We start from the raw sequence: 23,541 nt of genomic DNA, 5'->3' as shown, positions 1-23,541 counted from the left end.
TCGCTCGGTTCGGGCACGCCGTTTCCACGGTGACACACCCTGGAGAGCGGTGAATTCACCCCATCCCATTACAAATTGGTGGAGTCTTCACCCTTGGTTCTGTTTCGGACGGACGTCCCGCCCTACGCTCGCGTGCCATGCGCCGAAAAGCATCAGCACTCGCGACCGCGGCGGTCGTCGCCGCCGGGCTCGCCGGGTACTCCGGCACCGCCCGCGCCGAGGCCCCGGGCACCCCCGCGGCCGCCTGTGAGACGCCCGCCGACCACCGGATCGCGCAGGTCCAGGGCTCGGCGGACGCCTCCCCCCTCGCCGGGCAGACCGTCCGCGTCGAGGGCGTCGTGACCGGCGACTTCCGCCGGACCGACCAGCTCAAGGGGTTCTACGTCCAGGACCAGGCGCCCGACGCCGACCCGGCGACCTCCGAAGGCCTGTTCGTCTACTCCACCAAGGACGTCAAGGCGGGCGACCGCGTCCTCGTCACCGGCAAGGTGACCGAGTACAGCGGGCTGACCGAGCTGTCGCCCGTGTCCGCCGTGGACGTCTGCGGCACCGCGACCGAGCCCGTCAAGCCCGTCGACATCCGGCTTCCGCTCCCCGCGGGCGTGACGATGGAGCGGTACGAGGGCATGGCCGTCCGCTTCAAGCAGCGCCTCACCGCCACCGAGGTCTACAACCTCGGCCGCTACGGCGAGGTGTCGCTGTCGTCCGCCGGACGCCTGTTCAACCCGACCGAGGGACGCGGCAGGACGCAGGCGTGGAACGACGCGCACCGCATCCTGCTTGACGACGGGTCGAACGTGCAGAACCCGGCCGTCCCGCCGTACACCAAGCCGAAGGTCCTGCGCGTCGGCGACTCCACGGCGAACCTGACCGCGATCATGTCGCAGGGCTTCGGCACCTACCGGCTCGAGCCGGCCACGCTGCCGAAGTTCGCGCGGACCAACCCGCGCCACGCCAAGCCGTCCCCGGTCGGCGGCGACGTCCGCGTCGCGAGCTTCAACACCGAGAACTGGTTCACCACGCTGAACCAGCGCGGCGCGACCTCCGCCGAGGAGCGCGACCGCCAGCTCGCCAAGCTGGTCTCCGCGATCAAGGGCCTCAACCCGGACGTCGCGGGCCTGATGGAGATCGAGAACAACGACGCCGCGGGCGCCGACTCGGCCATCCAGACCCTCGTCGACAAGCTGAACGCCGAGGTCGGCGCGGGCACCTACGCCTGGATCAGGCACGTGAACCCCGGCACCGACCAGATCCACGTCGCGGCGATCTACAAGCCCGCGAAGGTCCGTCCGGTCGGCGCCGCGCGCTCGTCGGACGCGCCGGTCTTCGAGCGTCCGCCGCTCGTCCAGACGTTCGGGCTCGCCAGCGGCAAGGGCACGACGTTCACGCTCATCGCCAACCACTTCAAGTCCAAGGGCTGCACCGGCGCGACCGGCGCGGACAAGGACCAGGGCGACGGCCAGGGCTGCTTCAACCCGCGCCGCGTCGCGCAGGCGAAGGCGATCGGCGAGCTGGCCGCGCGCGAGAAGAACCCGGTCGTGCTCGGCGACCTCAACGCCTACACCGCCGAGGACCCGGTGAAGGCGCTCGTCGGCGGCGGCCTGGTCGGCCAGACCGAGCGGTTCGTCAAGCCCGCGGAGCGCTACAGCTACGTGTTCGACGGCCAGTCCGGCGAGCTGGACCACGTCCTGGCCGGGAAGGCGATCTCCAAGCGCGTCACCGGCGCGGCGATCTGGCACATCAACGCCGACGAGCCGCTCGCCGAGGGCTACTCGACCAAGTACAACCCGCCGTTCCTGTACCACCCGGACGCGTTCCGCTCGTCCGACCACGACCCGGTCGTGATCGGCCTCAAGCTGCGCTGATCCCCTTCTGACGACGATGCCCGGAGCGCCGCTCGTGCGCTCCGGGCATTCTCGTTCGGGTCAGGACGTGGCGGCGGCGAACGCCTCGGCGAGGATGTCGAGGCCCTCGTTCAGCAGGTGGTCCGGGATGACCAGCGGCGGCAGGAAGCGCAGCACGTTGCCGTACGTCCCGGCGGTGAGGACGAGCAGCCCGGCGGCGTGGCAGCGGCGCGCGATCTCGGCCGTGACCTCCGGGTTCGGGTCCTTGGTGCCGGGCTTGACCAGCTCGATGGCGATCATCGCGCCGCGTCCGCGGACGTCCCCGACCACCTCGTGCTCCGCGGCGAGCTCGCGCAGGCGCGGCAGCATCGTGTCGCCGATGGCGCGGGCGCGCTCGACGAGGCCCTGCGACTCGATCTCCTCCAGGACGGCCAGGGCCGCCTCGCAGGCGAGCGGGTTGCCGCCGTAGGTGCCGCCGAGGCCGCCGCCGTGGACGGTGTCCATGATGTCGGCGCGTCCGGTGACGGCGGCGAGCGGCAGGCCGCCCGCGATGCCCTTCGCGGTCGTGATCAGGTCCGGGACGACGCCCTCGTGCTCGCACGCGAACAGGTTCCCGGTGCGCGCGAAGCCGGTCTGGACCTCGTCCGCGATGAACAGGATGCCGTTCTCCTTGGCGAACTCGGCGATGCGCGGCAGGAAGCCGGGGGCGGGCTCGATGAAGCCGCCCTCGCCCGCGATCGGCTCGATCACCACGGCGGCCACGTTCTCCGGGCCGATCTGCTTGGTGATCTGCTCGATGGCCTGCTGGGCCGCCTCCGGCCCGCAGTTCTCCGGCCCGGTCGGCCAGCGGAACGGGTAGGCCAGGGGCATCCGGTAGACCTCGGGCGCGTACGGCCCGAAGCCCTGCTTGTACGGCATGTTCTTCGCCGTGAGGGTCATCGTGAGCAGCGTCCGGCCGTGGTAGCCGTGGTCGAACACCACGACGGCCTGCCGCCCGGTCGCGTACCGGGCGATCTTGACGGCGTTCTCCACCGCCTCCGCGCCGCTGTTGACCAGGATCGACCGCTTCTCGTGGTCGCCGGGCGTGAGGGTGTTCAGCGCCTCGCAGACCTGCACGTACGACTCGTACGGCGCGACCATGAAACACGTGTGCGTGAACCGGTCGGCCTGGGCCTTCACCCGCTCGGCGACGCGCGGGTTGGCGTTGCCGACGTTGGTGACGGCGATCCCGGAGCCGAAGTCGATCAGCGAGTTGCCGTCGACGTCCACGACCACGCCGCCGCCCGCGTCGGTCACGTACACCGGCAGGACGCTGCCGACGCCCGGCGGGACGGCCGCCTTGCGGCGCTCCTGCAACTCCCGGGAGCGGGGGCCGGGGATCTCCGTGACGATGCGCCGTTCCTGCGCGATTTCGCTGGTCATGGGCCGACGGTAGACCGGCGGGGCCGTAGGCTGAACTCGCCGTGGCGGCGAATCGACGCCGCCCACCTCGCCCTGACGGAAGGACGTGCCGCTCCGGCCCGCGCCTGACCGAAGGACCCCGGACGCGCCGCCCGGCCCGTCCTGACGGAAAGGACCCCGGACGTGCCGCCCCGCCTCGCCGCCGTCGCCGCGCTGCTCCGGCTCGGCCTGCGCCCGCTCACGCCCGTCCCGCCGGACGCGCCGGTCGCCTGGGTCGCGGTCAGCGAGCTCGCGGACCCGACCGCCTACCTGGAGGGCGGCGAGCTGCTCCTCACCACGGGCATGCGGCTGACCTCGGACAACGCCGACGACTACGTCACGCGCCTCGTGCGCCGCGGGGTCGCGGGCGTCGGCTTCGGGGTCGGCGTCGTCCACGACGCCGTGCCCCCGGCCCTGGTCGGCGCGGCGCGGACGCACGGGCTGGCGCTCCTGGAGGTCCCGCGCGCGACGCCGTTCATCGCGGTCGGCAAGGCCGTCTCCCGGATGCTGGCCGCCGAGTGGTACGAGGACGTCACGCGCGCCTTCCAGGCCCAGCGCGCCCTGTCCCGCGCCGCGCTGGACGGCCCGTCCGCCGTGATCGTCCGGCTGGCGCGCGAGCTGGGCGGCTGGGCGCTGCTGCTGGACGCCGCCGGGGCCGTCCGGCACGCCGAGCCCCCGTCCGCCGCGTCCCGGGCCGACGCCCTGACCCCCGACCTGGCCCGCCTCCGCCCGGCCCCGTCCCCCGCCGCCCCGCGCGGGTCGGGCGCCCGGGGACGGGCGGTCGTCGGCAGCCTGTCCCTCGTGGACGGGGACGCGCACGTGGTCGTCCAGGGGATCGGGCTGGGCGACCGTCCGCTCGGGTTCCTGGCGGTCGGGACGCCGGAGCCGCTGCCGCACGTGGCGCACACGATCGTGGGGGCCGCGGCGGCGCTCCTGGCGCTCCGCTCGGAGACCCCCCGCTCCGGCCGCGATCTCCGGGCCGCGCTGGCCGCCGCGCTGCTCGGCCTCCCGGCTCCGGAGAGGGCCGCGCCACGCTTCCCCGCGTCCGTCCTGGCCTGCGCGAACACCATGATCATCGATGCCCTGGAGGCCGACCCCCTCGGCGATCGCTGCCTCGCCCTCCCCCGCCCCGGGCACGTCGTGGTGATCACCCCGTCCGCCGACGTCCACCGGGTCGCGGCCCTCGCGGACGGCCCGGCCGGGGTGAGCGAGCCCGCCGCGTCCGCGTCCGAGCTCGCGGCGGCGCTCGTCCAGGCGGAGCGGGCCCTGTCGGCCGCCCGCCGCACGGGCGGGCCGCTCGGGTACGACGAACTCCCAGGTCAGGGCCTCCTCAGCGTCCTCGACCCGGACCTCGCCCGGGGCTTCGCGGACGCCCTTCTCGCCCCCCTGCGCGCCGAACCGTCCCTCCTGACGTCCCTGCGCGCTTATCTGGCCGTCGGCGGACGCCTCGAGGAGGCCGCGCGCGACCTGGACGTCCACCGGCACACGCTGCGCACCCGCGTCCGCCGCGTCGCCGATCTCCTCGGCCGTGACCTGGACGAACCGGGCGTCAGGGCCGAGCTGTGGGTGGCTCTCGCCGTCACGGACAACGCGGCCGGTCCGATTGGCCTGACCGGCGCATCCGGCCCCGAGTAGGCAGAGATACCGTCGACATATGGACGTGACTCCTTTCTGGCTCGCCGGGCGCCCCGAGACCGGCACCGAAACCCTTGCCGTGACGCACCCGTACGACGGCCGCGAGGTCGCCGTCGTCGCCGTGCCCACTCCCGAGCAGGTCGAGGAGGCCGTGGCGGCGGCCCACGCCGTCCGTGACCAGGCCGCCGCCCTGCCCGTCCACGTGCGCGCGGACGCGCTCACCCACGTCTCCCGCCGCCTCGAGGAGCGGCTGGAGGAGATCGCCCGCCTGATCACCGCCGAGAACGGCAAGCCGCTCATGTGGGCGCGCGTCGAGGTCAGGCGCGCGGTGTCGGTGTTCCGCTTCGCCGCCGAGGAGGCCCGCCGCTGGTCCCCCACCACGCAGCGCCTCGACACCGAGCCGGGCGGCGTCGGCCGCCTGGTCTACGTGGACCGCGTCCCCAAGGGCCCGGTGCTCGGCATCTCGCCGTTCAACTTCCCGCTGAACCTGACCGCGCACAAGGTCGCCCCGGCGATCGCGGCGGGCGCGCCGATCGTCGTCAAGCCCGCCCCGGCGACCCCGCTGTCCGCGCTCGTCCTCGGCGAGATCCTCGCCGAGACCGACCTGCCCGCGGGCATGGTCTCGGTGCTGACCGTCCCGAACGACCGGGCCTCCGACCTCGTGGACGACCCGCGCCTGCCCGTCGTGTCGTTCACCGGGTCCGTCCCGGTCGGCTGGTCGATCAACGACCGCGTGCCGCGCAAGCACGTCACCCTGGAGCTCGGCGGCAACGGCGCGGCCGTCGTCCTGCCGGACGCCGACCTCGACTGGGCCGCCCAGCGCGTCGGCCTGTTCTCCAACTACCAGGCCGGGCAGTCCTGCATCGCCGTCCAGCGCGTCTACGTCGACGACGCCGTCCACGACGAGTTCCTGCCCAAGCTGGTCGAGACGGTGAACTCCCTGGTCACCGGCGACCCGTGGGACGACAAGACCCAGGTCGGCCCCCTGGTCAGCCAGGCCGCCGCCGAGCGCGTCGAGGCCTGGGTGAACGAGGCCGTCGCGTCCGGCGCGAAGATCGCCGCGGGCGGCGTCCGCGAGGGCTCGACCTACGCCCCGACGATCCTCACCGACGTCCCCGAGGACGCCAAGGTCCTCCGCGAGGAGATCTTCGGCCCCGTCCTGGTCGTCCAGCGGACCTCCGGCGTGGACGAGGCGTTCGCCAAGGTCAACGACTCCACGTTCGGCCTCCAGGCGGGCGTGTTCACCCGGAACGTCGACACCGCCTTCCGCGCCCACCGCGAGCTGAACGTCGGCGGCGTGATCATCGGTGACGTCCCGTCCTACCGGGCCGACCAGATGCCCTACGGCGGCGTCAAGGACTCCGGCGTCGGCCGCGAGGGCCTCCACTCCGCCATGACCGACTACACCGAAGAGAAGATCATGGTCCTCACCGGCCTCCCCCTCTGACCCCCCCGGACGGCCGGGGCCCGCGAAGGCCCCGGCCGTCCGCCACAATGCCCCACGTGACCCCCGATCCAGCGCCCGCCCTACTCGGCCTGGCGGCCAACCCGTCGCTGCCGCCCGACCTCCTCGACCGCCTGATCGCGCTCGGCTCCCGGGTCCTGGCCTGCGAACTGGCCGAACGCGACGACCTCACCCCCACGCAGGCCCTCGCCCTGATCGCCCTGGACGAGTCGTGCGCATGGTCGCTGGCCGGAACCCTGGATCCGGACGACCTCGACCCGGCGGCCTTCCCCGAAGCGGCCCTCGCGCTGCTAAACCAGGGCCACGGCCGCCCCGAGTGGTCCCGCTTCCTGGCGGCCGACCCCGACCCCACGCGCCGCGCCCGGCTCACCGACTCCCCGGACCTCCCCGCCGACGTCCAGCACACCCTCTCGCGCGACGAGGACCCCGATGTCGTCGAGGAACTCGCCCGGGTGGCACTCCCCGAGCTCGCCGCCACCCTCGCCCGGCACCCGCACGCCGCCGTCCGCGCCGGGGTCGCCGCCAACCCGGCGACCCCTCCGTCCCTTCTCGCGTCCCTGCTCACCGGCGACGGACTGCCCCCGGCTGTCCGCTGCGAGGTGTGCGAACGCGAGGAGATCCCGTTCGTCCACGACCCGTCCTGCCCGCGCATCGACTGCCACCTGCCGCCCGACGCCGCGTGCGACGGCTCGCACCAGTCCACCGTCCGGCTGACGCGCCTGCGGGCGCTGGAGAACCCGTCCACCCCGGCCTCCGCGGCCATGCCGTTCGCGGACGACCCGTCCTACCTGCTCCGCTGCACGCTCGCGACCCGCGCCGACCTGACCCGCGAGGCGGCCGAACGCCTCGCCACCAGCAGCGAACCGGGCGTCCTCGGCGAACTGGCCGCCAACCCGGCGATCAGCACGTCACTGATGCGGACCTTCGCCACGTCCACGGACCCGTCCATCCGCCGCGACCTGGCGAACAACCCGCGCGTGCCCCTCGACGTCCTCGCCGCCCTGGCTCCGACGACCAAGCTGGGCACCACCCTCCTGCCCCGCGTCGCTGCCGCCTCCCCCGCCGAGACCGAGACCATGGCCGCCTCCCCGAACCCGGCCGTCCGCATGCTGGTCGCAAACCGCCGCGACCTGCCCGCCCCCATCCGCGACGCCCTGGCGGACGACCCCGACGCCAAGGTGGTCAAGGCGATCGCGCCCCACCCTGGCCTGTCCGGAGCCCGGCTCCGCGCCATGGTCGACGCCCACGGCGCGAGGGTCGCGGCCCACGTGGCGTCCAATCCCGACGCCCCGTCCGGCGTCCTGGAGGCCCTTGCGACCCTGAACCCCGCCCGCAAGGCGCTGACCAAGATCGCTCAACATCCCAACGCCACCGCTCCCGCCCTGCTCGCCTGCCTCGGCGACGCCAAGGCGGGGCGCTTCGCCGCGAGCCATCCGGCACTACCACCGGAAGTCATCCTCGAACTGCTCACCGACCACGAAAAGGCCGAGGCAGCCGCAGCCAACCCTTCCCTACCGCCCGACGTCATGCGGCGCATAGCTGACAGAACGCGGGGCGACTCCGGCCGCTACTGGGCCCAGCAGTGAATGCTGAAGTCGTCGAGCCGGAACAGCGCGGGCTGGCCGTTGTTGTTGTTCAGAATCACTGAGACACGCAGGGACGGCGCGCCGAGCAACCGCCACACGTCGGAAGTGATCAGCACCCACTGGTTCGGCGGGAACTGCTTGTTGCCGTCGTAGATGGGGATGCCGTTCGGGTCGGTGACCCTCCACTCGGCCGTCCCGATGCCGACCGAGTTCACCCAGATCTGGGCCTGGCAGTAGGCGTCGTATATCGACACCGAACCGGTGTTGACGCTGACGCCTTCACGGGCCGATCCGTGGGTCGCGAACAGCCACCCGTCGTTGGCGCCCGTGCGCGCGGATCCCAGTCCCTTCTCGAACCCGGCCTGCCCGTCCCCGGGTGTAGCCCCCCACCTGACCGAGTCCGGACTTCCTCAACCCACTATTTTCACAACGACACCAAAGCATTCACCGCATATCACCACACAGCTCCCGGACGCCCCCATCGCCTTTAATGGACATTCGGAATATCAACCCCCAAGTTCCGCGCAAACGAATGCACGTTCACATCGCCATTTCCCGAAAACGCGCAACGTGAGGACTCGAACACCATTAGCGTCCGACACATGCCCCCTTCTGAAGATCACGAGATCACTCTCGAACTCTTCCGGAACCGCCCCGAGTTGGCCCGGAAGGTCGCCGCCGAGGTGTTCGGCCTGGACATGCCGGACGATCTGTGCTGGCGAATGGGCCCCGAGACTGTCACCAACCTCGCGCCACAGCAGATCACCATGGACATCGCGCTGATCGGCTCGTCCGCGAACAGCCCCCGGCGGGCGATCATCCACGAGGTCCAGCGCAAAGCCGGCAGAGCAGACCTGGAGCGCATCTCCTACTCCTGGCCGGAGTACGTGACCAGCATCCGGCGGCGCTTCCAGTGTCCGACGACCCTCATCGCCATGTGCCCGACCCCGTCCATCGCGCGCCGCGTCGGTACCCCCATGAAGACCGGACACCCGGGATTCGACCTGACCGTACTGGCCTACAGCCCACACGATCTCAAGCCGATCGTCGATACCGCCGAGGCCCAGGAGTGGCCCGAATGGGTACTCCTCTCCTCCCCGGCCCACGCCGACGCGGAGGGGACGCCCGTCCTGGAGGCCGTGGCAGCGGCGTTGCAGGTCACGGACGAGGAGTATCAGGGAAAGTACTATGACTACGTGCTGGCACGCCTGACGGACGCCGCCCGACACACCCTGGAGACCATCATGATGAGCGACACCTACAGGCCGCAGAGCGACTGGGGCCGGCGCCTCTGGTCCGAAGGCGAAGCCCACGGCAAGGCCGAGGGCAAGGCCAAGGGAGAGGCCAAGGCGCTGCTGGCGGTCCTGCGGTCGCGTGGGATCGAGGTCTCACCGGAGGCGGCCGATCGGATCACCGCGTGCGCTGACCTGGACGTGCTCGATGTGTGGCTGGACAAGGTCGCGCTCGTCGAGCGAGTCGAGGAGCTCTTCGAAGGACCCACCGCAGGCTGATGGGCGGGGAGGCCGACAGGCCGCAGAGCGACGGGGCCGCAGGAAGAGCCGAAGACAGGACGGAAGGTCAGGCCGAAGCGCTGCTCCGGGCCCTGTCGCCGCCACCGAGGCGGGGCGACCTCGGGTCGGCCAAGGCATATGGGGCGGAGACCGCTCACCTGCTGCGCTTCCCGGAGAACGCGCAGCGGCTGGTCGAATCGCTCCGGGAAGCCCGACAAGGCCGCCGTCGGCCCCGCGAACTCATCGAAGCCGACGAATGAGGGGCGCCGTCACTATGAGGGCAGGGCGATCTTCCTCAAGCCGATCGGTCGGACATTCTGAGGCCGTCCCTCATCGGGCGTGGCCAGTTCGACTGACTCGGCGTGAACGGGAACGCGAACGCGTTGAGGAGCTGTTCGCCTGAACCGGGTTGGGTGAACGCCCGGACCGCGCTTCCTGAGGAGGGTCTTCAGGGAGCGCGGTCATTGTTTCGCGGGGATGCGCGGATGGCCGTCCAGGTGGTCAGGTGGGTGGTGAAGTGGGTGGCGGCTGGGGATGGGGTTGTGGGGAGGACCAAGGCGAGGTGGCGTTTGAGGGTGGGGTTCTTCAGGGGGATCAGGCGGAGGGTGTTGGTGGGGTCGTCGGCTCTTGGGGTGAGTTGGGTGGGTGGGGCCAGGGCTATGCCCATGCCTGCTTGGACGAGGTCGCGGAGGAGTTGCCAGTCGGCGACCTCGCAGACGATGCGGCGGGGGACGGCGGCTTCGGTGAAGGCCGCGTCGGTGCGGCGGCGGGTCGTCCAGGCGGGGTCGGTTTCCACGAAGGGTTCGTTCGCGAGGTCCTGGAGGGTGAGGGTCTCGCGGGTGGCCAGGGGGTGGGTCGTGGGGACGACCACCTGGAGTTCTTCCGAGAGCAGGGGGATCGCGCGCAGGCCGGGCGGGAGTGGGCCCATCTGGTCGAAGAGGGCGCAGTCGAGTTCGCCGTCGGCGACCTTGGCGGCGAGGCCGGTGCCGGGGATCTGGCGGACGGAGACGTCCAGGGCGGGGTGGGCGCGGGCGAAGGCGACCAGGAGTTCCGGGAGCGGGAGCAGGCGCGGGTTGATCGGGTAGGTGCCGATCCGGAGGTGGCCGGAGAGCAGGCCGCGGACGTCCTGGACGGCCTGACGGGCGGCCTCGGCGGATTCCAGGGTGCGGCGGGCGGCCGGGAGGAGCGCCGCGCCCTCGGCGGTGAGGCGGACGGGACGGCTCCCCCGGACGAAGAGGTCCGCTCCGACCTCGCGTTCCAGGGCGCGGACCGAGGACGACAGACCCGACTGGACGATCAGCTCGCGGGCGGCGGCGCGGGTGAAGGTGCGCTCCTCGGCGAGCGCGACGAAGTGCCGGAGATGGCGTAGCTCCATCGGCCCAGTATCTCCGGGAGAGATGGTGAATATCTCGTTTTGCTGCTGGAGAGGGGGTTATCAGGGGGGCGCGGGTTTGCTTGCCTGGAGGGGTCCCCATCGAAAAGGAGCTGGTATGCCCGTCGTGTCCCTAGTCCGGAAGGCACCCCGCGAGGACGTGGGGGCCGGTGCGTATCTGCGCGCGTTCTGGGTCACGGCGGCGGCGTTCGCCGTGGTGATGGCGTTCGGGACGGCGCCGACGCCCCTGTGGCCGCTGTTCGCGGCGCGGGACGGGTTCGGGCCGACGATGGTGACGGTGGCGTTCGCGGCGATCGTCGTCGGGACGGCCACCGGGTTCCTGCTGCTGGGGCACCTGTCGGACCGGCACGGGCGGCGGGTGGTGATCGTCCCGGCCCTGCTGGTCACGGCGGCCTCGGGGGTGCTGTTCCTGGTGTGGCACGGGCTCGCGGGGCTGATCGTCGCGCGGGCGCTGAACGGCGTCGGGACGGGGCTGATGGCCTCGACCGCGACCGCCTACCTGTCGGATCTGTACCACCGCGCGCGTCCGGGCCGTCCGCTGTCGCCGGTGCCGGGGGTCGTCGCGGCGTCGGCGAACCTGGGCGGGCTGGCGCTCGGGCCGCTGGTCGCCGGGGCGCTCGGCGCGTGGGCGCCCAAGCCGCTGGCGACGACGTTCGTGGTGTTCGCGGTGGTGATGACGGCGCTCGCCGTCATCCTGCTGCTGGACGCGCCGGAGACCGTGACCGAGGCGGAGCGTGCGCCGCGCCGGTTCGGGCTGCGGCAAGGTGCGGGCGCGATGTTCGCCGGAGCCGCCGGGACGGGCGTGGCCGCGTTCGCGGTGATGGGGTTCTTCTCGTCGCTGAGCGCCGTGATGCTGCGCGGCGAGCTCGGCGAGTCGTCGGTGTTCGCGGCCGGGATGCCCGGGTTCGTGCTGTTCGCGGCGAGCGCGGTCGTGCAGCTGGCGGCGGGGCGATGGACCGGGGCGCGGATGTCGGGGGCGGGCGTCGTGCTGTTCCCGGCGGGGCTGGCGCTGACCGTCCTGTCGCTGTACCGGCCGTCGCTCGCGGTGTTCCTGGTCGCGGCGACGGTCACGGGGGCGGGCGCGGGCCTGCTGTTCAAGGCGGCGCTGGCCGAGGCGGCGGAGGCGGCGCGGCCCGAGTCGCGGGCGGGCGTCCTCGCGGTGTTCTTCGCCGTCGCCTACGTGGGGCTCGGGCTGCCGTCGGTGGCGTTCAGCGTCGCGCAGCGGCGGTTCGGGCTCCACACGTCGATGGTGTGGTTCGCCGTGCTGCTCTCGGCGGGCGCGGTCGCGACGGTCGTGCTCGCGCGACGGCGGTGACCGAGGGCGGCTTGTGCGGCGCAGGTGACGGCAGGGCGGGCCCGTGCGGGCGGGCCCGCCCCGCCGTGGGGGCGGCCCGCCCTCCGCCACGGCGGGCGGGCCGTCCCCGGGATCGTCAGGCGAGGGTGACGGTGACCGGCATCTCCTTGATGCCGTTCACGAAGTTCGACCGGACGCGCCGGACGTCGCCCGCGAGGCGGATGTCGGCGAGGCGCGGCAGCAGCTCCTCGAACATGACGCGCAGCTCCAGGCGGGCGAGCGCGTTGCCCAGGCAGAAGTGCGGGCTGCCCTTGCCGAAGGTGACGTGGTCGTTCGGCGTGCGGGTCACGTCGAAGACGTCGGGGTTCTCGAAGACGTCCTCGTCGCGGTTGCCGGACGCGAACCAGAGGACGACCTTGTCCCCCTCGCGGATCGTCCTGTCGCGCAGCTCGACGTCGCGGGTGGCCGTCCGGCGGAAGTGGTACACCGGGGACGCGAAGCGCAGGAACTCCTCGACGGCCTGCTCCATCAGCGCGGGGTTGGCGCGCAGGAGGTCGGCCTGGTCGGGGTTGTCGATGAGCGCGCGCATGGTGTGCGTGATGGCGTGCCGGGTGGTCTCGTTGCCCGCGACGACCAGCAGCAGGAAGTAGTTGTCGAAGTCGTGCCCGGACAGCGGCTGACCGTCCATCGGGGTCTCGTTGACCAGCTTCGACACCAGGTCGTCGCCGTCACCGCCGCGGCGCTTGGCGGCCAGGTCGCGGCCGTACTCGAAGACCTCGAGGGCGGCGGGCGAGCGGAACGGCAGGTCCTTGTACTTCTCCGACTCGGCGCTGTGGATGACGACGTCGGCGTACTCGGGGTCCTGGTTGGCGATGATCCGGTTGCCCCACTCGATGAGCCGGGTGGTGTCGTCCTCCGGGACGTCCATCATGCGGGCCAGCACGTTGATCGGGAAGTCGGCGGCGACGTCCTTGACGAAGTCGAAGGTGCCCTTGGCGAGGGCGCGGTCGAGCGTCCGGGCGGTGAGGCCGCGCAGGAACGTCTCGTACCCGGCGACGGCGCGCGGGGTGAACTGGCGCTGGAGGACGCGGCGCAGGGCGTGGTGGCGCGGCCCGTCGGTCTCCAGCAGCGAGCGCCGGATGCTCGCCTGCCGCTCGTCCACCTCCTCCAGGTTCACGAACTTCGTGGACGTGAAGGTCTCGGCGTCGCGGTCGACCCGGACGATGTCGGCGTGCTTGGTCACCGACCAGAAGCCGCTGCCGCCGTCGTGCTCGGGCGTCCAGTGGACGGGGTCGGTGCGGCGCAGGTCGGCGAAGATCCGGTAGGGGGTCTCGCCGTCCAGGAACAGGTCCGGGTCGGCGAGGTCCAGGGACGTCGCGGTGCTCAAACGATGCTCCTTACTCAGAGGTGGTAGGCGTACTCGCGGAACTCCCAGTCGGTGACGTACCGCTGGAAGCGCTCCACCTCGTCGCGCTTGTAGGTCAGGAACGCCCGGACGAACGCCTCGCCGAGCACGGTGGTCAGGTCGGTGTCGGCCTCCAGCGCGTCGAGCGCGGCGGGGAGGCCCGCGGGCAGGACCGGGGAGCGCTCGGCGTCGTAGCCGTAGCCCTCCAGCGGCGCCGGGCACTCGAGCTTGTCGCGGACGCCGAGGTGCGCGGCGGCGACCAGGCCCGCGATGCCGAGGTAGGGGTTGGCGGTCGCGTCGCCGAGGCGGACCTCCAGGCGGGTCGAGGTGCCGCGCTCCGGCGGGATCCGCACCATCGCGCTGCGGTTGTCCAGGCCCCAGTCGATCAGCCAGGGCGCGAGCGTGTCCGGCCCGAACCGCTTGTAGGAGTTGATCGTCGGGTTGAACAGGGCGGCGAGGGCGGGCGCGTGCGTGAGGACGCCCGCGATGGCGTGCCGCGCGGTGTCGGAGAGGCCGTGCTCGCCGGTCTCGTCCGCGAAGACGTTGCGCCCGGACTCGTCGCAGACCGACAGGTGGACGTGGAAGCCGGAGCCGCCCTCGTCGTTGAACGGCTTGGCCATGAAGGTCGCGAGCCGTCCCTCGTGGCGGGCGATCTCCTTGACGGCGGACTTGAACCGGAAGGCGCGGTCGGCGGCGTCGAGGGCGTCGGAGTGGTTCAGGTTGATCTCGAACTGGCCGCCGCAGAACTCGTGGTTGCCCATGGTCGCGCCGATCCCGTACTTCTTCAGGAGGCGCAGCGTGGACAGCAGGTGGCCGTCGGGGTCGCCCTTGCGTCCGGCGACGTAGACGTTGCCCGGGGCGTCGCCGTAGCGGCGCCATCCGGTGGGGCTCTGCGGGTCGGGCTCGCAGAGGAAGTACTCCAGCTCGGGACCGGCGACGGCGGTCAGGCCCGTCGCGCCGAGCGCGGCGGTGACGCGGCGGAGCACCTCGCGCGGGCCCTCGGGGCAGAGCTCCTCGCCCTCCGGCTCGTACGCCTCGCCGAGGCAGTGCGCGACGCCCGGCTCCCAGGGGACCGGGGTGAGCGTCGCGAGGTCCGGGACGACCCGGACGTCGGGGAGCCCGGCGCCGATCCCCTCGGGGACCGGGACCACGTCGCCCATCGGCGTGGTGTGGTACACCGCCCGGCAGAACGCCAGGCCGTGCTCCATCACGGAGGGCAGCTGCTCGACCAGGACGTCCCGGGCGCGCTCGGTGCCGATGAGGTCGGGGTAGGCGACGCGGACGACGTCGATCCCGTCCGCGACGAGCCGCTCCACGACGGACGCGACGTCCGCGTCGGCTGCGTGCGCCTGCGGGCCCGCGGCGGCGTGGTCGCGGGCCGCGTCGAGTGGGTTGTTCACCGTCGAACACTCCCTGCACGGGGGGTCATTTGAGCCCAAACCATATGAGGCGAAGTAAGCGCTGACAAGACCCGCGGACGAACGGAATCGGTCCCGGCCCCTGGTCATGTCCCGGACCCGCCGATAACGTACGGACCCAAACGAACATCCGAAGGAGCAGCATGGACGTGCGAGGCTTCCTGCACCCCCGAACCGCGACGGGCAGGTCGTCGCTGATCCCGAGCCCGCCGTGGCACTACTCCGGCGACCTGCTCACGATCGAGTACCGGACGGACCCGGCGCGCGTGGCCGAGCTGCTGCCCGCACCGCTGTCCCTCGCGGACGAGGACCCGGGCGCGGTCGCGCTGATCTGGGCGGACTGGCAGTCGTGCTCGTCCTCGGGCGAGGAACTGCTCGACCCCGTGCGCGCGCAGTACAAGGAGTGCTTCGTCGTCGTCCGCTGCTCCTTCGAGGGACGGACGTACTCGCGCTGCGTCTACATCTGGGTCGACAAGGACTTCGCCATCGCGCGCGGCCTGCACCAGGGCTACCCGAAGAAGCTCGGCTCGATCCACCAGACGCGTCCGCACCCGTTCGGCGGGGCCGCGCCGCGCATCGCCGAGGGCGGACGGTTCGGCGCGACCCTCGCCGCCGCCGACCGCCGCCTCGCCGAGGCCGTGGTGACGCTGCGCGAGCCGTCCGAGACCAACGGGTTCGTGAACGGCCACCCGATGGCGCACCACCGCTTCCTGCCGAGCATCGAGCTCGGCGGCGCGCCCGCGCTGGACGAGCTGGTCGAGTCCGGCGCGTCCTCGTTCGAGGCGGGCCAGGCGTGGCGCGGGGACGCCGAGTTGCGGCTCTTCGAGGCCCCGACCGAGGAGCTCGCGTCCCTGGAGGTCGACGAGATCATCGGCGCGTACTACCGGCAGGTCGGCGTCGTCTGGAACGGCGGCCGCAAGCTCGCCTGAGCCAAGCAGAAGCGGCGTGCCGGGGCCTCCCCCGGCACGCCGCTTCTCGCGTGTCAGCCTCGGCCGATGCGTTCGTAGACCTCGGGCCGCGTGGCGCGCAGGACGAGCGCGAACACCACGCCCACCAGCCCGGACACGAAGATCATGCCGGGCAGGACCCAGACCAGCGGCGAGTCCTTGTCCGCGCCGAGCAGCGCGTCGAAGTTCCGCAGGCAGACGACGAACAGCGCGGCCAGGCCGAGCCCGGCGAGGGCGGGCGCGACCAGGCGGTTCCACAGGTTCTCGTTCCGCGCGTCCCTGAGGAAGTACGCGACGACGGCGGCCGAGGTCAGCGCGAGCAGCAGCATCACGCCGAGCGCACCAAGGTTGGTGAGCCAGTTGAACAGCGTCAGCACCGGGTCCTTGCCGGACGCCGCGAACGCGACGACCACGACGACCGCGAGGACGGTCTGCGTCGCCGACCCGATGTGCGGGGACCGGTGCCGGGCGTGCGTCCGGGCGAGCGGGCCGGGGAGCACGCCGTCCCGGCCGAGCGAGTAGAAGTACCGCGCGACCGCGTTGTGGAACGACAGCAGCGCCGCGAACAGGCTCGTGACCAGGAAGAACTGGGCCGTGTCGGAGAACGCCCTGTTGACGTGCTGGGTCGCGAGGCCCCAGACCATCCCCGGGCCCTCTTTCCCGGACCGCTCGATGATCTGGCTCGGGCCCGCGCCGATCGTCATGGCCCACGCGGTGAACGCGTAGAACCCGGCGATGACCGCGACGGCGATGTAGGTCGCGCGGGCGACCGTCCGGCGCGGGTCGCGGCACTCCTCGGCGTAGATCGCGGCGGCCTCGAAGCCCATGAAGCTGGCCATCGCGGCGACCATCGCCGCGCCGGTCGCGCCCGTCCGGACGGCGTCCCAGCCGAGCGGCCCGGCCGACACGCCGTCCGGCGCGCCGCCGAACTGGGCGATGTCGAACACCAGGACGGTCAGGAACTCGACCGCGAGCAGGACGCCGAGGACCCGCGCGTTCAGGTCGATCCGGCGGAACCCGAGGACGGCCACGACCGCGACCCCGGCGAGCGCGACGGCCCACCAGGGAAGGTCCCAGCCGAGCCTGCTCTTCAGCAGGTCGGCCGTGGTGAAGCCGAAGATGCCGTACAGGCCGACCTGCATGGTGTTGTACGACAGCAGCGCGACGAACGCCGTCCCGACCCCGGCGACGCGTCCGAGGCCGTGGGTGACGTAGGCGTAGAAGGCCCCGGCGTTGGCGATCGAGCGGCTCATCGCCGCGTATCCGCCGGTGAAGACGATGAGCAGGACCCCGAGCACCACATAGAGGGCCGGGATGCCGAGCGTCCGCGAGACCGCGAACGAGGTGGGCAGGCCGCCCGCCGCGACGGTCAGGGGCGCGGACGCGGAGACGACGAAGAACACGATGCCGGGCACGCCGATGCGGCGGCCGGGCTGGTCGGCGGGAGCGGACAGGGGGGATGCGACATCTGAGATCGCCATCGGCGGCTCCAGGCTGGGCGCGGAGAGTTCGCGCGGGAGGTTCGCCCGGCGGGGTTCGTCGGAGGACAGGGCGCGGATCACCCGCCACTGCCCGACATGCAGGACGAAAAGGGTCATTTGGCCCCGCACGACTTCCGGGTTGCAGGGATCGTACGGATTCAAACGAGCGGCGACAAGGGTAGGTTCAGGAGGCCGACGACGGATGGAGAGCGCGTGACCGGGCATCACACCCTCGGCGAGACCGAGCAGGCGATCCAGCGGCGGCTGGGGGACGTGCCCATCCGGCACGACGCGATGATGGCGGTCTCCAACATCTACCGCGCCGCCACCGCCATCCGGCAGCACGTGGAGGGCTCGGTCCTGCGCCGCGCCGACCTCACCTGGACGGCCTTCGTCGTCCTGTGGGTGGTGTGGATCTGGGACGAGATGGAGACCCGGCACGTCGCCGAGGAGGCGGGCATCTCCAAGGGCACCCTGACCGGGGTCGTCCGCACGCTGGAGGGCCGCGGCCTGCTGGAACGCCACCAGCACGCCACCGACGGACGCCTGGTCCTGCTGCGGCTCACGCCGGAGGGCGAGACGCTGATGTGCGACCTGTTCCCCGCGTTCAACGCCGAGGAGTCCTTCGTCGCCGCGCCCCTGTCCCCCGACGAGAGCCGGGACCTGGCGCACTCCCTGCGCGCCATCGTCGAGCACCTGGAGGCCGACGGCGACGACCGCCGCCAGTCCCTCCTCGCGGGCTCCCCTCCCCCACCCCGCCGCTCCGGCCGCCGCCCCCGCCTCTAGCCTTCGCCGGTCCGGAGGAACTCCGGCCGGACGCGTCGCCAGTCGGGGACGTCCAACTCGTTGAGCGCGGAGACGATGCGTTTCTCCTCGTAGGTGAAATGGGTCTCCATGAGCGCGGCGAGGCCGTCCAACTCGCGCCGGACCTCGTCGGGATCGCTCTCCGGCGACAGGCCGTCCACGATGGCCTGGACCCTGCGGAGGGATTCCTCGATGACGCGGTGATCCTGGGACAGTTCCTCGAGCACCGGACGCAGTTCGGGGAACCGCGCGGCGAGCACGCGGAAAGCGCCGCCGTCCTCGCCTCGGTGGTGGCGGTCGAAGGCCGAGCAGAACGTCAGGCAATGGGCCCGCAGTTCGCGCGGGCGCGCTCCGCCGGAAAGATTCCGCTCGACGCCCTCGCGCAGGACGTCGAGTTCTTCGCGGAGCCAGAGATGGACTTCGATGAGCTGGTTTCCGAACGCCGTGAGGCGCTCAGTGGGTGAAGACAAACCCGTTCCCTTGTTACCGCGCCTCCATGCCCGCGACGTTCTCCCGAAGGGCGCACGCGACGCTGGGCATGGTTGTACCAGCGTGCGGGACGCCCGCTCAACCCGCGTCCGGACCCGGTGCTCAGACCGTGGCGGCGAAGGCGTCCATGAGCTGTTTGCGGTAGCGGGGGATCGCGCCCGGGAGGCCGAGCAGGACGACGCCGACCAGTTCGCCGTCGCGGTGGTAGCCGACGGCGCACTCGCCGGACGGCTCGCCCTCCAGGACGCGGATGTCGTCGCCGCCCAGCGCGGGCGCGCCGAACGACTGGATGCGCAGCTCGTACTGGTCGCTCCAGAAGGACGGCAGGGGCGCGAAGGGCGGCGCGTCCACGCCGAGGAGCGTCCGGGCCGCCTTGCGGGCGGTGTCGGTCGGGATCGACCAGTGCTCGACGCGGCGGCACACGCCGTCGTAGCGGGCGTTGGGGAAGCGCGCGACGTCGCCGACCGCCACGACGTCCGGACGGCCCTCGACGCGCAGGTCGGCGTCGCAGAGGACGCCGTCCGACAGGTCGAGGCCGTTGCCGTCCAGCCAGGACACGCAGGGCGTCGAGCCGACCGCCTCGATGATCGCGTCCGCGGGGAGGGAGGTGCCGTCCGACAGCAGGACGTCACCGGCGTCCGAGGTGCCGAAGGACGTGACCGTGCGCCCGAGGAGGAAGCGGACGCCCCGGGCCTCGTGGCGGCGGCGCAGCTCCGCCCCCAGGTCGGGGCCGAGGGGGCTCATCAGCGGTTCGGACGTGGCGCAGACGACCGTCACCTCCGCGCCGAGCCCGCGGGCCGTCGCGGCGACCTCGCAGCCGACGAAGCCCGCGCCGATCACCACGACGCGGGCGCCGGGGGTGAGGACGGCCCGGAGCCGGGTCGCGTCGTCCAGGGTGCGGACGACGTGCCGCCGGTCCTCCAGGCCGGGCTGGGGCAGGCGGCGGGCGCGCAGGCCCGTCGCCACGACCAGGCCGTCGTAGGCGAGGGACGAGCCGTCCAGGAGGGTGAGGGTGCGGGCGGCCAGGTCGGACGAGACGACCGGCACGCCGAGCCGCCAGTCGACGTCCTCGACCGAGGCGCGCATCCGGAACGCGACCGCCTCGTGCGTGACCTCGGAGGCGAGCACCTCCTTGGACAGCGGCGGACGGTTGTAGGGGCGGTGCGGCTCGTCGCCCACCACCGTCAGGTCCCCCGCGAACCCGGCCGCGCGCAGTTGCTCGGCCGCGCGCAGCCCGCCCATGGACGCGCCGACCACGACGATCCGCCGCATGCTCATCCCTTCGTCAGCCGGAAAAGGCGAGGTCAGCCCTCGATGGTGATGGCCTGGAGCGGGCAGACGTCCGCGGCCTCCTCGACGGCGTCGCGGAGCGACTCGTCGGCGGTCTCCTCGTACTCCAGGTGGCCCTCGTCGTTCAGGCGGAACACGTCGGGGGCGGAGAAGACGCACTGGCCGTGGTCCTGGCAGCGGTCCATGTCCACGATGATCTTCATGGGGGTGGTTCCTTTCGAACGTGCAGGGGGTCAGCGGCGCGGGGCGCGGACGCCCCGGAACTCCCAGTCGCCGCCGAAGGCGGTGGAGACGACCTCTTCGGACTCGGTCGGCTGGGCTCCGCAGTCGTCCCGGACCGGCACCGGCCCGGTGACGATGTGGTTGCGGAGGCGGCCGAGGCCCTCGGCCTCGACCTCGACGACGTCGCCGGGCGACACCGGGCGCGAGTTGGCCGGGGTGCCCGACAGCAGGACGTCGCCGGGGTTGAGGGTGATCGTGCGGGCGATGTCGGCGACGAGGTAGTGCATGTCCCACTGCATCTCGTCGGTCGAGCCGTCCTGGACGATCTCGCCGTTGACGTACGTCCGCAGGTACTTGCCGCGGAAGTCCCAGCCGGTGACGAGGCCCGGGCCGAGCGGGCAGAGCGTGTCGGAGCCCTTCACGCGCAGCATCGAGCCCGCGTCGGTGTCGCGGAAGTCGTGCAGGCCGTAGTCGTTGGCGACCGTGTAGCCCGCGATGTGGTCGCCCGCCTCGGACGGCGCGATGTTGCGGGCGGTGCGCCCGATGACGATCGCGATCTCGCCCTCGTAGTTGAGGTACTTGCAGCCCTCCGGCCGGACGATCGCGCCGCCGTGCGAGTTCAGCGCGGACGTCGGCTTGTGGAAGTAGGTCGGCGCGGGCGGCAGCGAGGTCTGGAACTCCTCGACCCGGCTGCGGTGGTTCAGGTGCACCGCGACGATCTTGGACGGCTCGACCGGCGGCAGGTGCGCCGCGTCCTCGACGCCGACCCGGCGGCCGTCGGCGGCGACGAGCTCCTCGCCGTCGCGCACGACGCGGGTGACCGCGCCGTCCAGCAGGATCCGGCGGTATTCCACGGTCATCGGGCCGTCCATCCGTTCTCGGGCCGGTCGAACCAGATGTGCACCTGGCCCGTGCCGACGCTGTTCTCGTACTCGCTGTAGAGGCGTCCGGGGGCGACGCAGTCCCGCTCGCCCAGCGCGCCGACCATCATGAGGTAGTGCCCGAACCGGGCCTCCGGCTTGTGCCTGAGGAACTCCGGCATCGTGTCCAGGACGCGGGCGTGGTCGCCCTTCCCGAACCACTCGATGCGCTCCTCGTCCGCGCGCCGGGCCTCCTGGGTGCGGATGTGCTCGGGGCCCGCGGCCTCGTGGTCGCGGATCTCGCGCAGCGGCCAGAAGGTGTGCGACAGCGCGCCGGACGCCACCAGCAGGACGCGCCGGTCGGTGTCGGCGATCCCGGCGGCGAGGGCCCGGCCGAGGCGCAGGCTGTCCTCGACGTCGGCGGTCTGGCAGACCCCGATCGAGATCCACTTCTTGCCCGGACGGTCCAGGTACGGCTGGTCCCGGACGCCGAGGTACTCCCACAGGTTGACCGTGGCGTACTGGATCGGCAGGTAGGGGTCGTCGACCGGGGTGATCCACGTGCCCTGCGCCTCGGCGTGCGCCGCGATCGCGTGCGCGAGCTCGGGGTCGCCGGGGATGTCGTAGGGCATCCGGCACATGCCGCGCGGCAGCTCGTCGGAGGTGTAGAGCCCGGCGCGGCGCTCGTGCGAGGTCACGACGAACTCGACGGTCGTCGCCCAGTGCGAGTCGAGGACGACGACGGTGTCGTAGTCGTCCCGGTCGAAGACCTCCGCGCGGAGCCTCTCCAGGCCCGCGACCAGCGTGGAGTCCTCGCCGTTGTTGAGCTCGCGGCGGGTGACCTCGGGCAGGACGATGGTGGGGACGTGCGCGAGCACGCCCGCGCCGACTACTTCTCCCATGGGGCCGTCACCGTGTTCTTCAGGTCGCAGTAGAAGTCGAAGGACCAGTCGCCGCCCTCGCGGCCGACGCCCGACTGCCGGGACCCGCCGAACGGGGCGCGCAGGTCGCGGACGAAGAAGCAGTTCACCCAGACCGTCCCGGCGACGAGCCGGGACGTCACGCGCTCGGCGCGCTCGGGCGAACCGGTCGCGAGCGTCGCGGCGAGGCCGAACCTGGTCTCGTTGGCCATCGCGACGGCCTGCTCTTCGGTGTCGAACGTCTGGAGGGTCAGGACGGGCCCGAAGACCTCCTCCGACGCGATCTCCTTGCCGGGGTTCGCGAACAGCGTCGGCCGGTAGAACAGGCCGCCGAGGTCGTCGTTCGGGCCGCCGCCGAGGAGCGTGGTCGCGCCGTCCGCCTTCGCCCGCTGGACGAACCCGTCCACGCGCTCGAAGTGCCTCCGGTGGATCTGCGGGCCGATGTCGGTGGCCTCGTCGCGGGGGTCGCCCTGCTTCAGCCTGGACGCCTTCTCGACGAACCGCGCGGTGAACTCGTCCACGACGGACGACTCGACGAGCAGCCGCGTCGCGGCGAGGCAGACCTGCCCGGCGTTGTCGTACTGCTCGACGGCCAGGTCGACGGCGAGGTCGAGGTCGGCGTCGGCGAAGACGATGAGCGGGGACTTGCCGCCCAGCTCCAGCGAGAGCGGGGTGAGGTTCGGCCCGGCCGCGGCGGCGATCGTGCGGGCGGTCGGGACGGAGCCGGTGAAGCTGATCCGGCGGACGTCCGGGTGCGCGGTCAGCGGGCCGCCGACCTGCGCGCCGTACCCCTGGACGACGTTGAACACGCCGTCCGGGAGCCCGGCCTCGGCGGTGATGTCGGCCAGCAGGGACGCGGTCAGCGGCGTCCACTCGGCGGGCTTCAGCACGACGGTGTTGCCCGCCGCGAGCGCCGGGGCGATCTTCCACGTGGCGAGCATCAGCGGCGCGTTCCACGGGGTGATCAGCGCGGAGACTCCGGCCGGGTCCCAGGAGACGTGGTTGGTGTGGCCGCGGGTCTCGAAGTCCTCGTGGCCGAGGTTCAGCAGCCAGTCGGCGAAGAACCGGAAGTTGTGCGCGACGCGCGGCATGACGCCGCGCCGGTGCGACCGGATCAGCGCGCCGTTGTCGTACGTCTCGACCTGCGCGAGGTCCTCGACCCGCTTCTCGACGCCGTCCGCGATGGCGTGCAGGAGGCGGGCGCGCTCCTCGCGGGACGTGCGGGCCCAGGCCGGGAACGCCTTGCGCGCGGCGTCGACGGCGGCGTCGACTTCGCGCGCGCCGCCGGAGGAGATCTCCGCGAGCGGCCGCTCGTCGATCGGCGACACGTCGGTGAAGGTCTCGGCGACGTCGCCGGTGCCCACCGAGGGGACGCGCTCACCGCCGATCCAGTGACCGGTGTCGACGGCGACACCCGCGATCGTTGCCACGCGGCACCTCCAGGTTGTTTGATTCCAAACAAGTTTCCGGACGGGAGTGACTCGGGTCAACCCCCACCCCTAACATTCGGGACCAAATGACATCCCCCGGACCCCGA

The 23,541-nt window shown here is 72.3% G+C and carries 20 protein-coding genes; 8 read left to right on the top strand and 12 right to left on the bottom strand.

Going from position 1 to position 23,541, the window contains the following annotated elements; all coding sequences use genetic code 11:
• Nucleotides 1-137: 137 nt before the first annotated feature.
• Nucleotides 138-1,865, top strand: a complete 1,728-nt coding sequence (locus P696_RS0136600; protein ID WP_026416205.1) for an ExeM/NucH family extracellular endonuclease — start codon at nucleotides 138-140, stop codon at nucleotides 1,863-1,865.
• Nucleotides 1,866-1,925: 60 nt separating this feature from the next.
• Here the strand turns inward: P696_RS0136600 and gabT are convergent, their stop codons facing one another.
• On the bottom strand, nucleotides 1,926-3,266 hold the full coding sequence (gene gabT / locus P696_RS0136595) for a 4-aminobutyrate--2-oxoglutarate transaminase (protein WP_026416204.1): 1,341 nt from the start codon (nucleotides 3,264-3,266) through the stop codon (nucleotides 1,926-1,928).
• Nucleotides 3,267-3,428: 162 nt separating this feature from the next.
• Here gabT and P696_RS50520 point away from each other — a divergent pair, with 162 nt between their 5' ends.
• The 3 genes from P696_RS50520 to P696_RS50515 are packed head-to-tail and all read left to right on the top strand — an operon-like array spanning nucleotide 3,429 to nucleotide 7,970.
• A complete protein-coding gene (locus tag P696_RS50520; protein WP_051468584.1) occupies nucleotides 3,429-4,919 on the top strand; it encodes a PucR family transcriptional regulator in 1,491 nt (496 codons plus the stop codon).
• Nucleotides 4,920-4,938: 19 nt separating this feature from the next.
• Nucleotides 4,939-6,366 (top strand): aldehyde dehydrogenase family protein, encoded by a 1,428-nt coding sequence (locus P696_RS0136585; protein WP_026416203.1) that lies wholly within the window; start codon nucleotides 4,939-4,941, stop codon nucleotides 6,364-6,366.
• Nucleotides 6,367-6,422: 56 nt separating this feature from the next.
• Nucleotides 6,423-7,970, top strand: a complete 1,548-nt coding sequence (locus P696_RS50515) for a hypothetical protein (protein WP_211245936.1) — start codon at nucleotides 6,423-6,425, stop codon at nucleotides 7,968-7,970.
• Here P696_RS50515 and P696_RS0136575 read toward each other — a convergent pair.
• Nucleotides 7,952-8,224: a hypothetical protein gene (locus P696_RS0136575; protein ID WP_026416202.1), complete on the bottom strand. Its 273-nt coding sequence runs from the start codon at nucleotides 8,222-8,224 to the stop codon at nucleotides 7,952-7,954. The genes P696_RS50515 and P696_RS0136575 overlap by 19 nt on opposite strands.
• Before the next feature lie 348 nt (nucleotides 8,225-8,572).
• Here P696_RS0136575 and P696_RS0136570 point away from each other — a divergent pair, with 348 nt between their 5' ends.
• A complete protein-coding gene (locus tag P696_RS0136570; protein WP_026416201.1) occupies nucleotides 8,573-9,481 on the top strand; it encodes a hypothetical protein in 909 nt (302 codons plus the stop codon).
• 448 nt (nucleotides 9,482-9,929) lie between these two features.
• Here the strand turns inward: P696_RS0136570 and P696_RS50505 are convergent, their stop codons facing one another.
• Nucleotides 9,930-10,856, bottom strand: coding sequence for a LysR family transcriptional regulator (locus tag P696_RS50505; protein ID WP_051468581.1), 927 nt, complete (start codon nucleotides 10,854-10,856; stop codon nucleotides 9,930-9,932).
• Nucleotides 10,857-10,971: 115 nt separating this feature from the next.
• On the opposite strand from P696_RS50505, the gene P696_RS0136555 reads away from it, so the two are divergent.
• A complete protein-coding gene (locus P696_RS0136555) occupies nucleotides 10,972-12,189 on the top strand; it encodes an MFS transporter (protein ID WP_026416200.1) in 1,218 nt (405 codons plus the stop codon).
• A gap of 115 nt (nucleotides 12,190-12,304) precedes the next feature.
• On the opposite strand, the gene P696_RS0136550 is transcribed toward P696_RS0136555, so the two are convergent.
• Nucleotides 12,305-13,555, bottom strand: a complete 1,251-nt coding sequence (locus P696_RS0136550) for a cytochrome P450 (RefSeq protein ID WP_026416199.1) — start codon at nucleotides 13,553-13,555, stop codon at nucleotides 12,305-12,307.
• Nucleotides 13,556-13,569: 14 nt separating this feature from the next.
• A complete protein-coding gene (locus P696_RS0136545) occupies nucleotides 13,570-14,973 on the bottom strand; it encodes a glutamine synthetase family protein (RefSeq protein ID WP_245627946.1) in 1,404 nt (467 codons plus the stop codon).
• Between the two features lie 161 nt (nucleotides 14,974-15,134).
• Here P696_RS0136545 and P696_RS0136540 point away from each other — a divergent pair, with 161 nt between their 5' ends.
• Nucleotides 15,135-15,920, top strand: a complete 786-nt coding sequence (locus P696_RS0136540; RefSeq protein ID WP_026416197.1) for an acetoacetate decarboxylase family protein — start codon at nucleotides 15,135-15,137, stop codon at nucleotides 15,918-15,920.
• Nucleotides 15,921-15,973: 53 nt separating this feature from the next.
• Here P696_RS0136540 and P696_RS0136535 read toward each other — a convergent pair whose 3' ends face one another.
• Nucleotides 15,974-17,536, bottom strand: coding sequence for an APC family permease (locus P696_RS0136535; protein ID WP_245627945.1), 1,563 nt, complete (start codon nucleotides 17,534-17,536; stop codon nucleotides 15,974-15,976).
• Nucleotides 17,537-17,632: 96 nt separating this feature from the next.
• On the opposite strand from P696_RS0136535, the gene P696_RS0136530 reads away from it, so the two are divergent.
• Entirely contained in the window at nucleotides 17,633-18,205 is a 573-nt protein-coding gene (locus P696_RS0136530) for a MarR family winged helix-turn-helix transcriptional regulator (protein ID WP_026416195.1), read from the top strand.
• Here the strand turns inward: P696_RS0136530 and P696_RS0136525 are convergent.
• The 6 genes from P696_RS0136525 to P696_RS0136500 all read right to left on the bottom strand — a co-directional run bounded on the left by P696_RS0136525 (nucleotide 18,202) and on the right by P696_RS0136500 (nucleotide 23,434).
• On the bottom strand, nucleotides 18,202-18,693 hold the full coding sequence (locus P696_RS0136525) for a hemerythrin domain-containing protein (protein WP_026416194.1): 492 nt from the start codon (nucleotides 18,691-18,693) through the stop codon (nucleotides 18,202-18,204). The two genes, P696_RS0136530 and P696_RS0136525, sit on opposite strands and share 4 nt — an antisense overlap.
• 121 nt (nucleotides 18,694-18,814) lie before the next feature.
• Nucleotides 18,815-19,984: an NAD(P)/FAD-dependent oxidoreductase gene (locus P696_RS0136520; protein ID WP_034488929.1), complete on the bottom strand. Its 1,170-nt coding sequence runs from the start codon at nucleotides 19,982-19,984 to the stop codon at nucleotides 18,815-18,817.
• A 32-nt stretch (nucleotides 19,985-20,016) separates the two neighbouring features.
• Complete coding sequence (locus P696_RS0136515) at nucleotides 20,017-20,205, bottom strand: ferredoxin (RefSeq protein WP_026416192.1); 189 nt, start codon at nucleotides 20,203-20,205, stop codon at nucleotides 20,017-20,019.
• Nucleotides 20,206-20,235: 30 nt separating this feature from the next.
• Nucleotides 20,236-21,084 (bottom strand): fumarylacetoacetate hydrolase family protein, encoded by an 849-nt coding sequence (locus P696_RS0136510; protein ID WP_026416191.1) that lies wholly within the window; start codon nucleotides 21,082-21,084, stop codon nucleotides 20,236-20,238.
• Nucleotides 21,081-21,986 carry a DODA-type extradiol aromatic ring-opening family dioxygenase gene (locus tag P696_RS0136505; protein WP_026416190.1) on the bottom strand — a complete coding sequence of 302 codons (906 nt, stop codon included), beginning with the start codon at nucleotides 21,984-21,986 and terminating at the stop codon, nucleotides 21,081-21,083. Before P696_RS0136505 ends, P696_RS0136510 begins: the two co-directional genes overlap by 4 nt.
• Entirely contained in the window at nucleotides 21,974-23,434 is a 1,461-nt protein-coding gene (locus P696_RS0136500; protein WP_026416189.1) for an aldehyde dehydrogenase, read from the bottom strand. Before P696_RS0136500 ends, P696_RS0136505 begins: the two co-directional genes overlap by 13 nt.
• Between the last annotated feature and the right edge of the window lie 107 nt (nucleotides 23,435-23,541).

Source organism: Actinomadura oligospora ATCC 43269 (assembly GCF_000518265.1).
Classification (GTDB): domain Bacteria; phylum Actinomycetota; class Actinomycetes; order Streptosporangiales; family Streptosporangiaceae; genus Spirillospora; species Spirillospora oligospora.
This window is presented reverse-complemented; position numbering and strand designations above follow the sequence as displayed.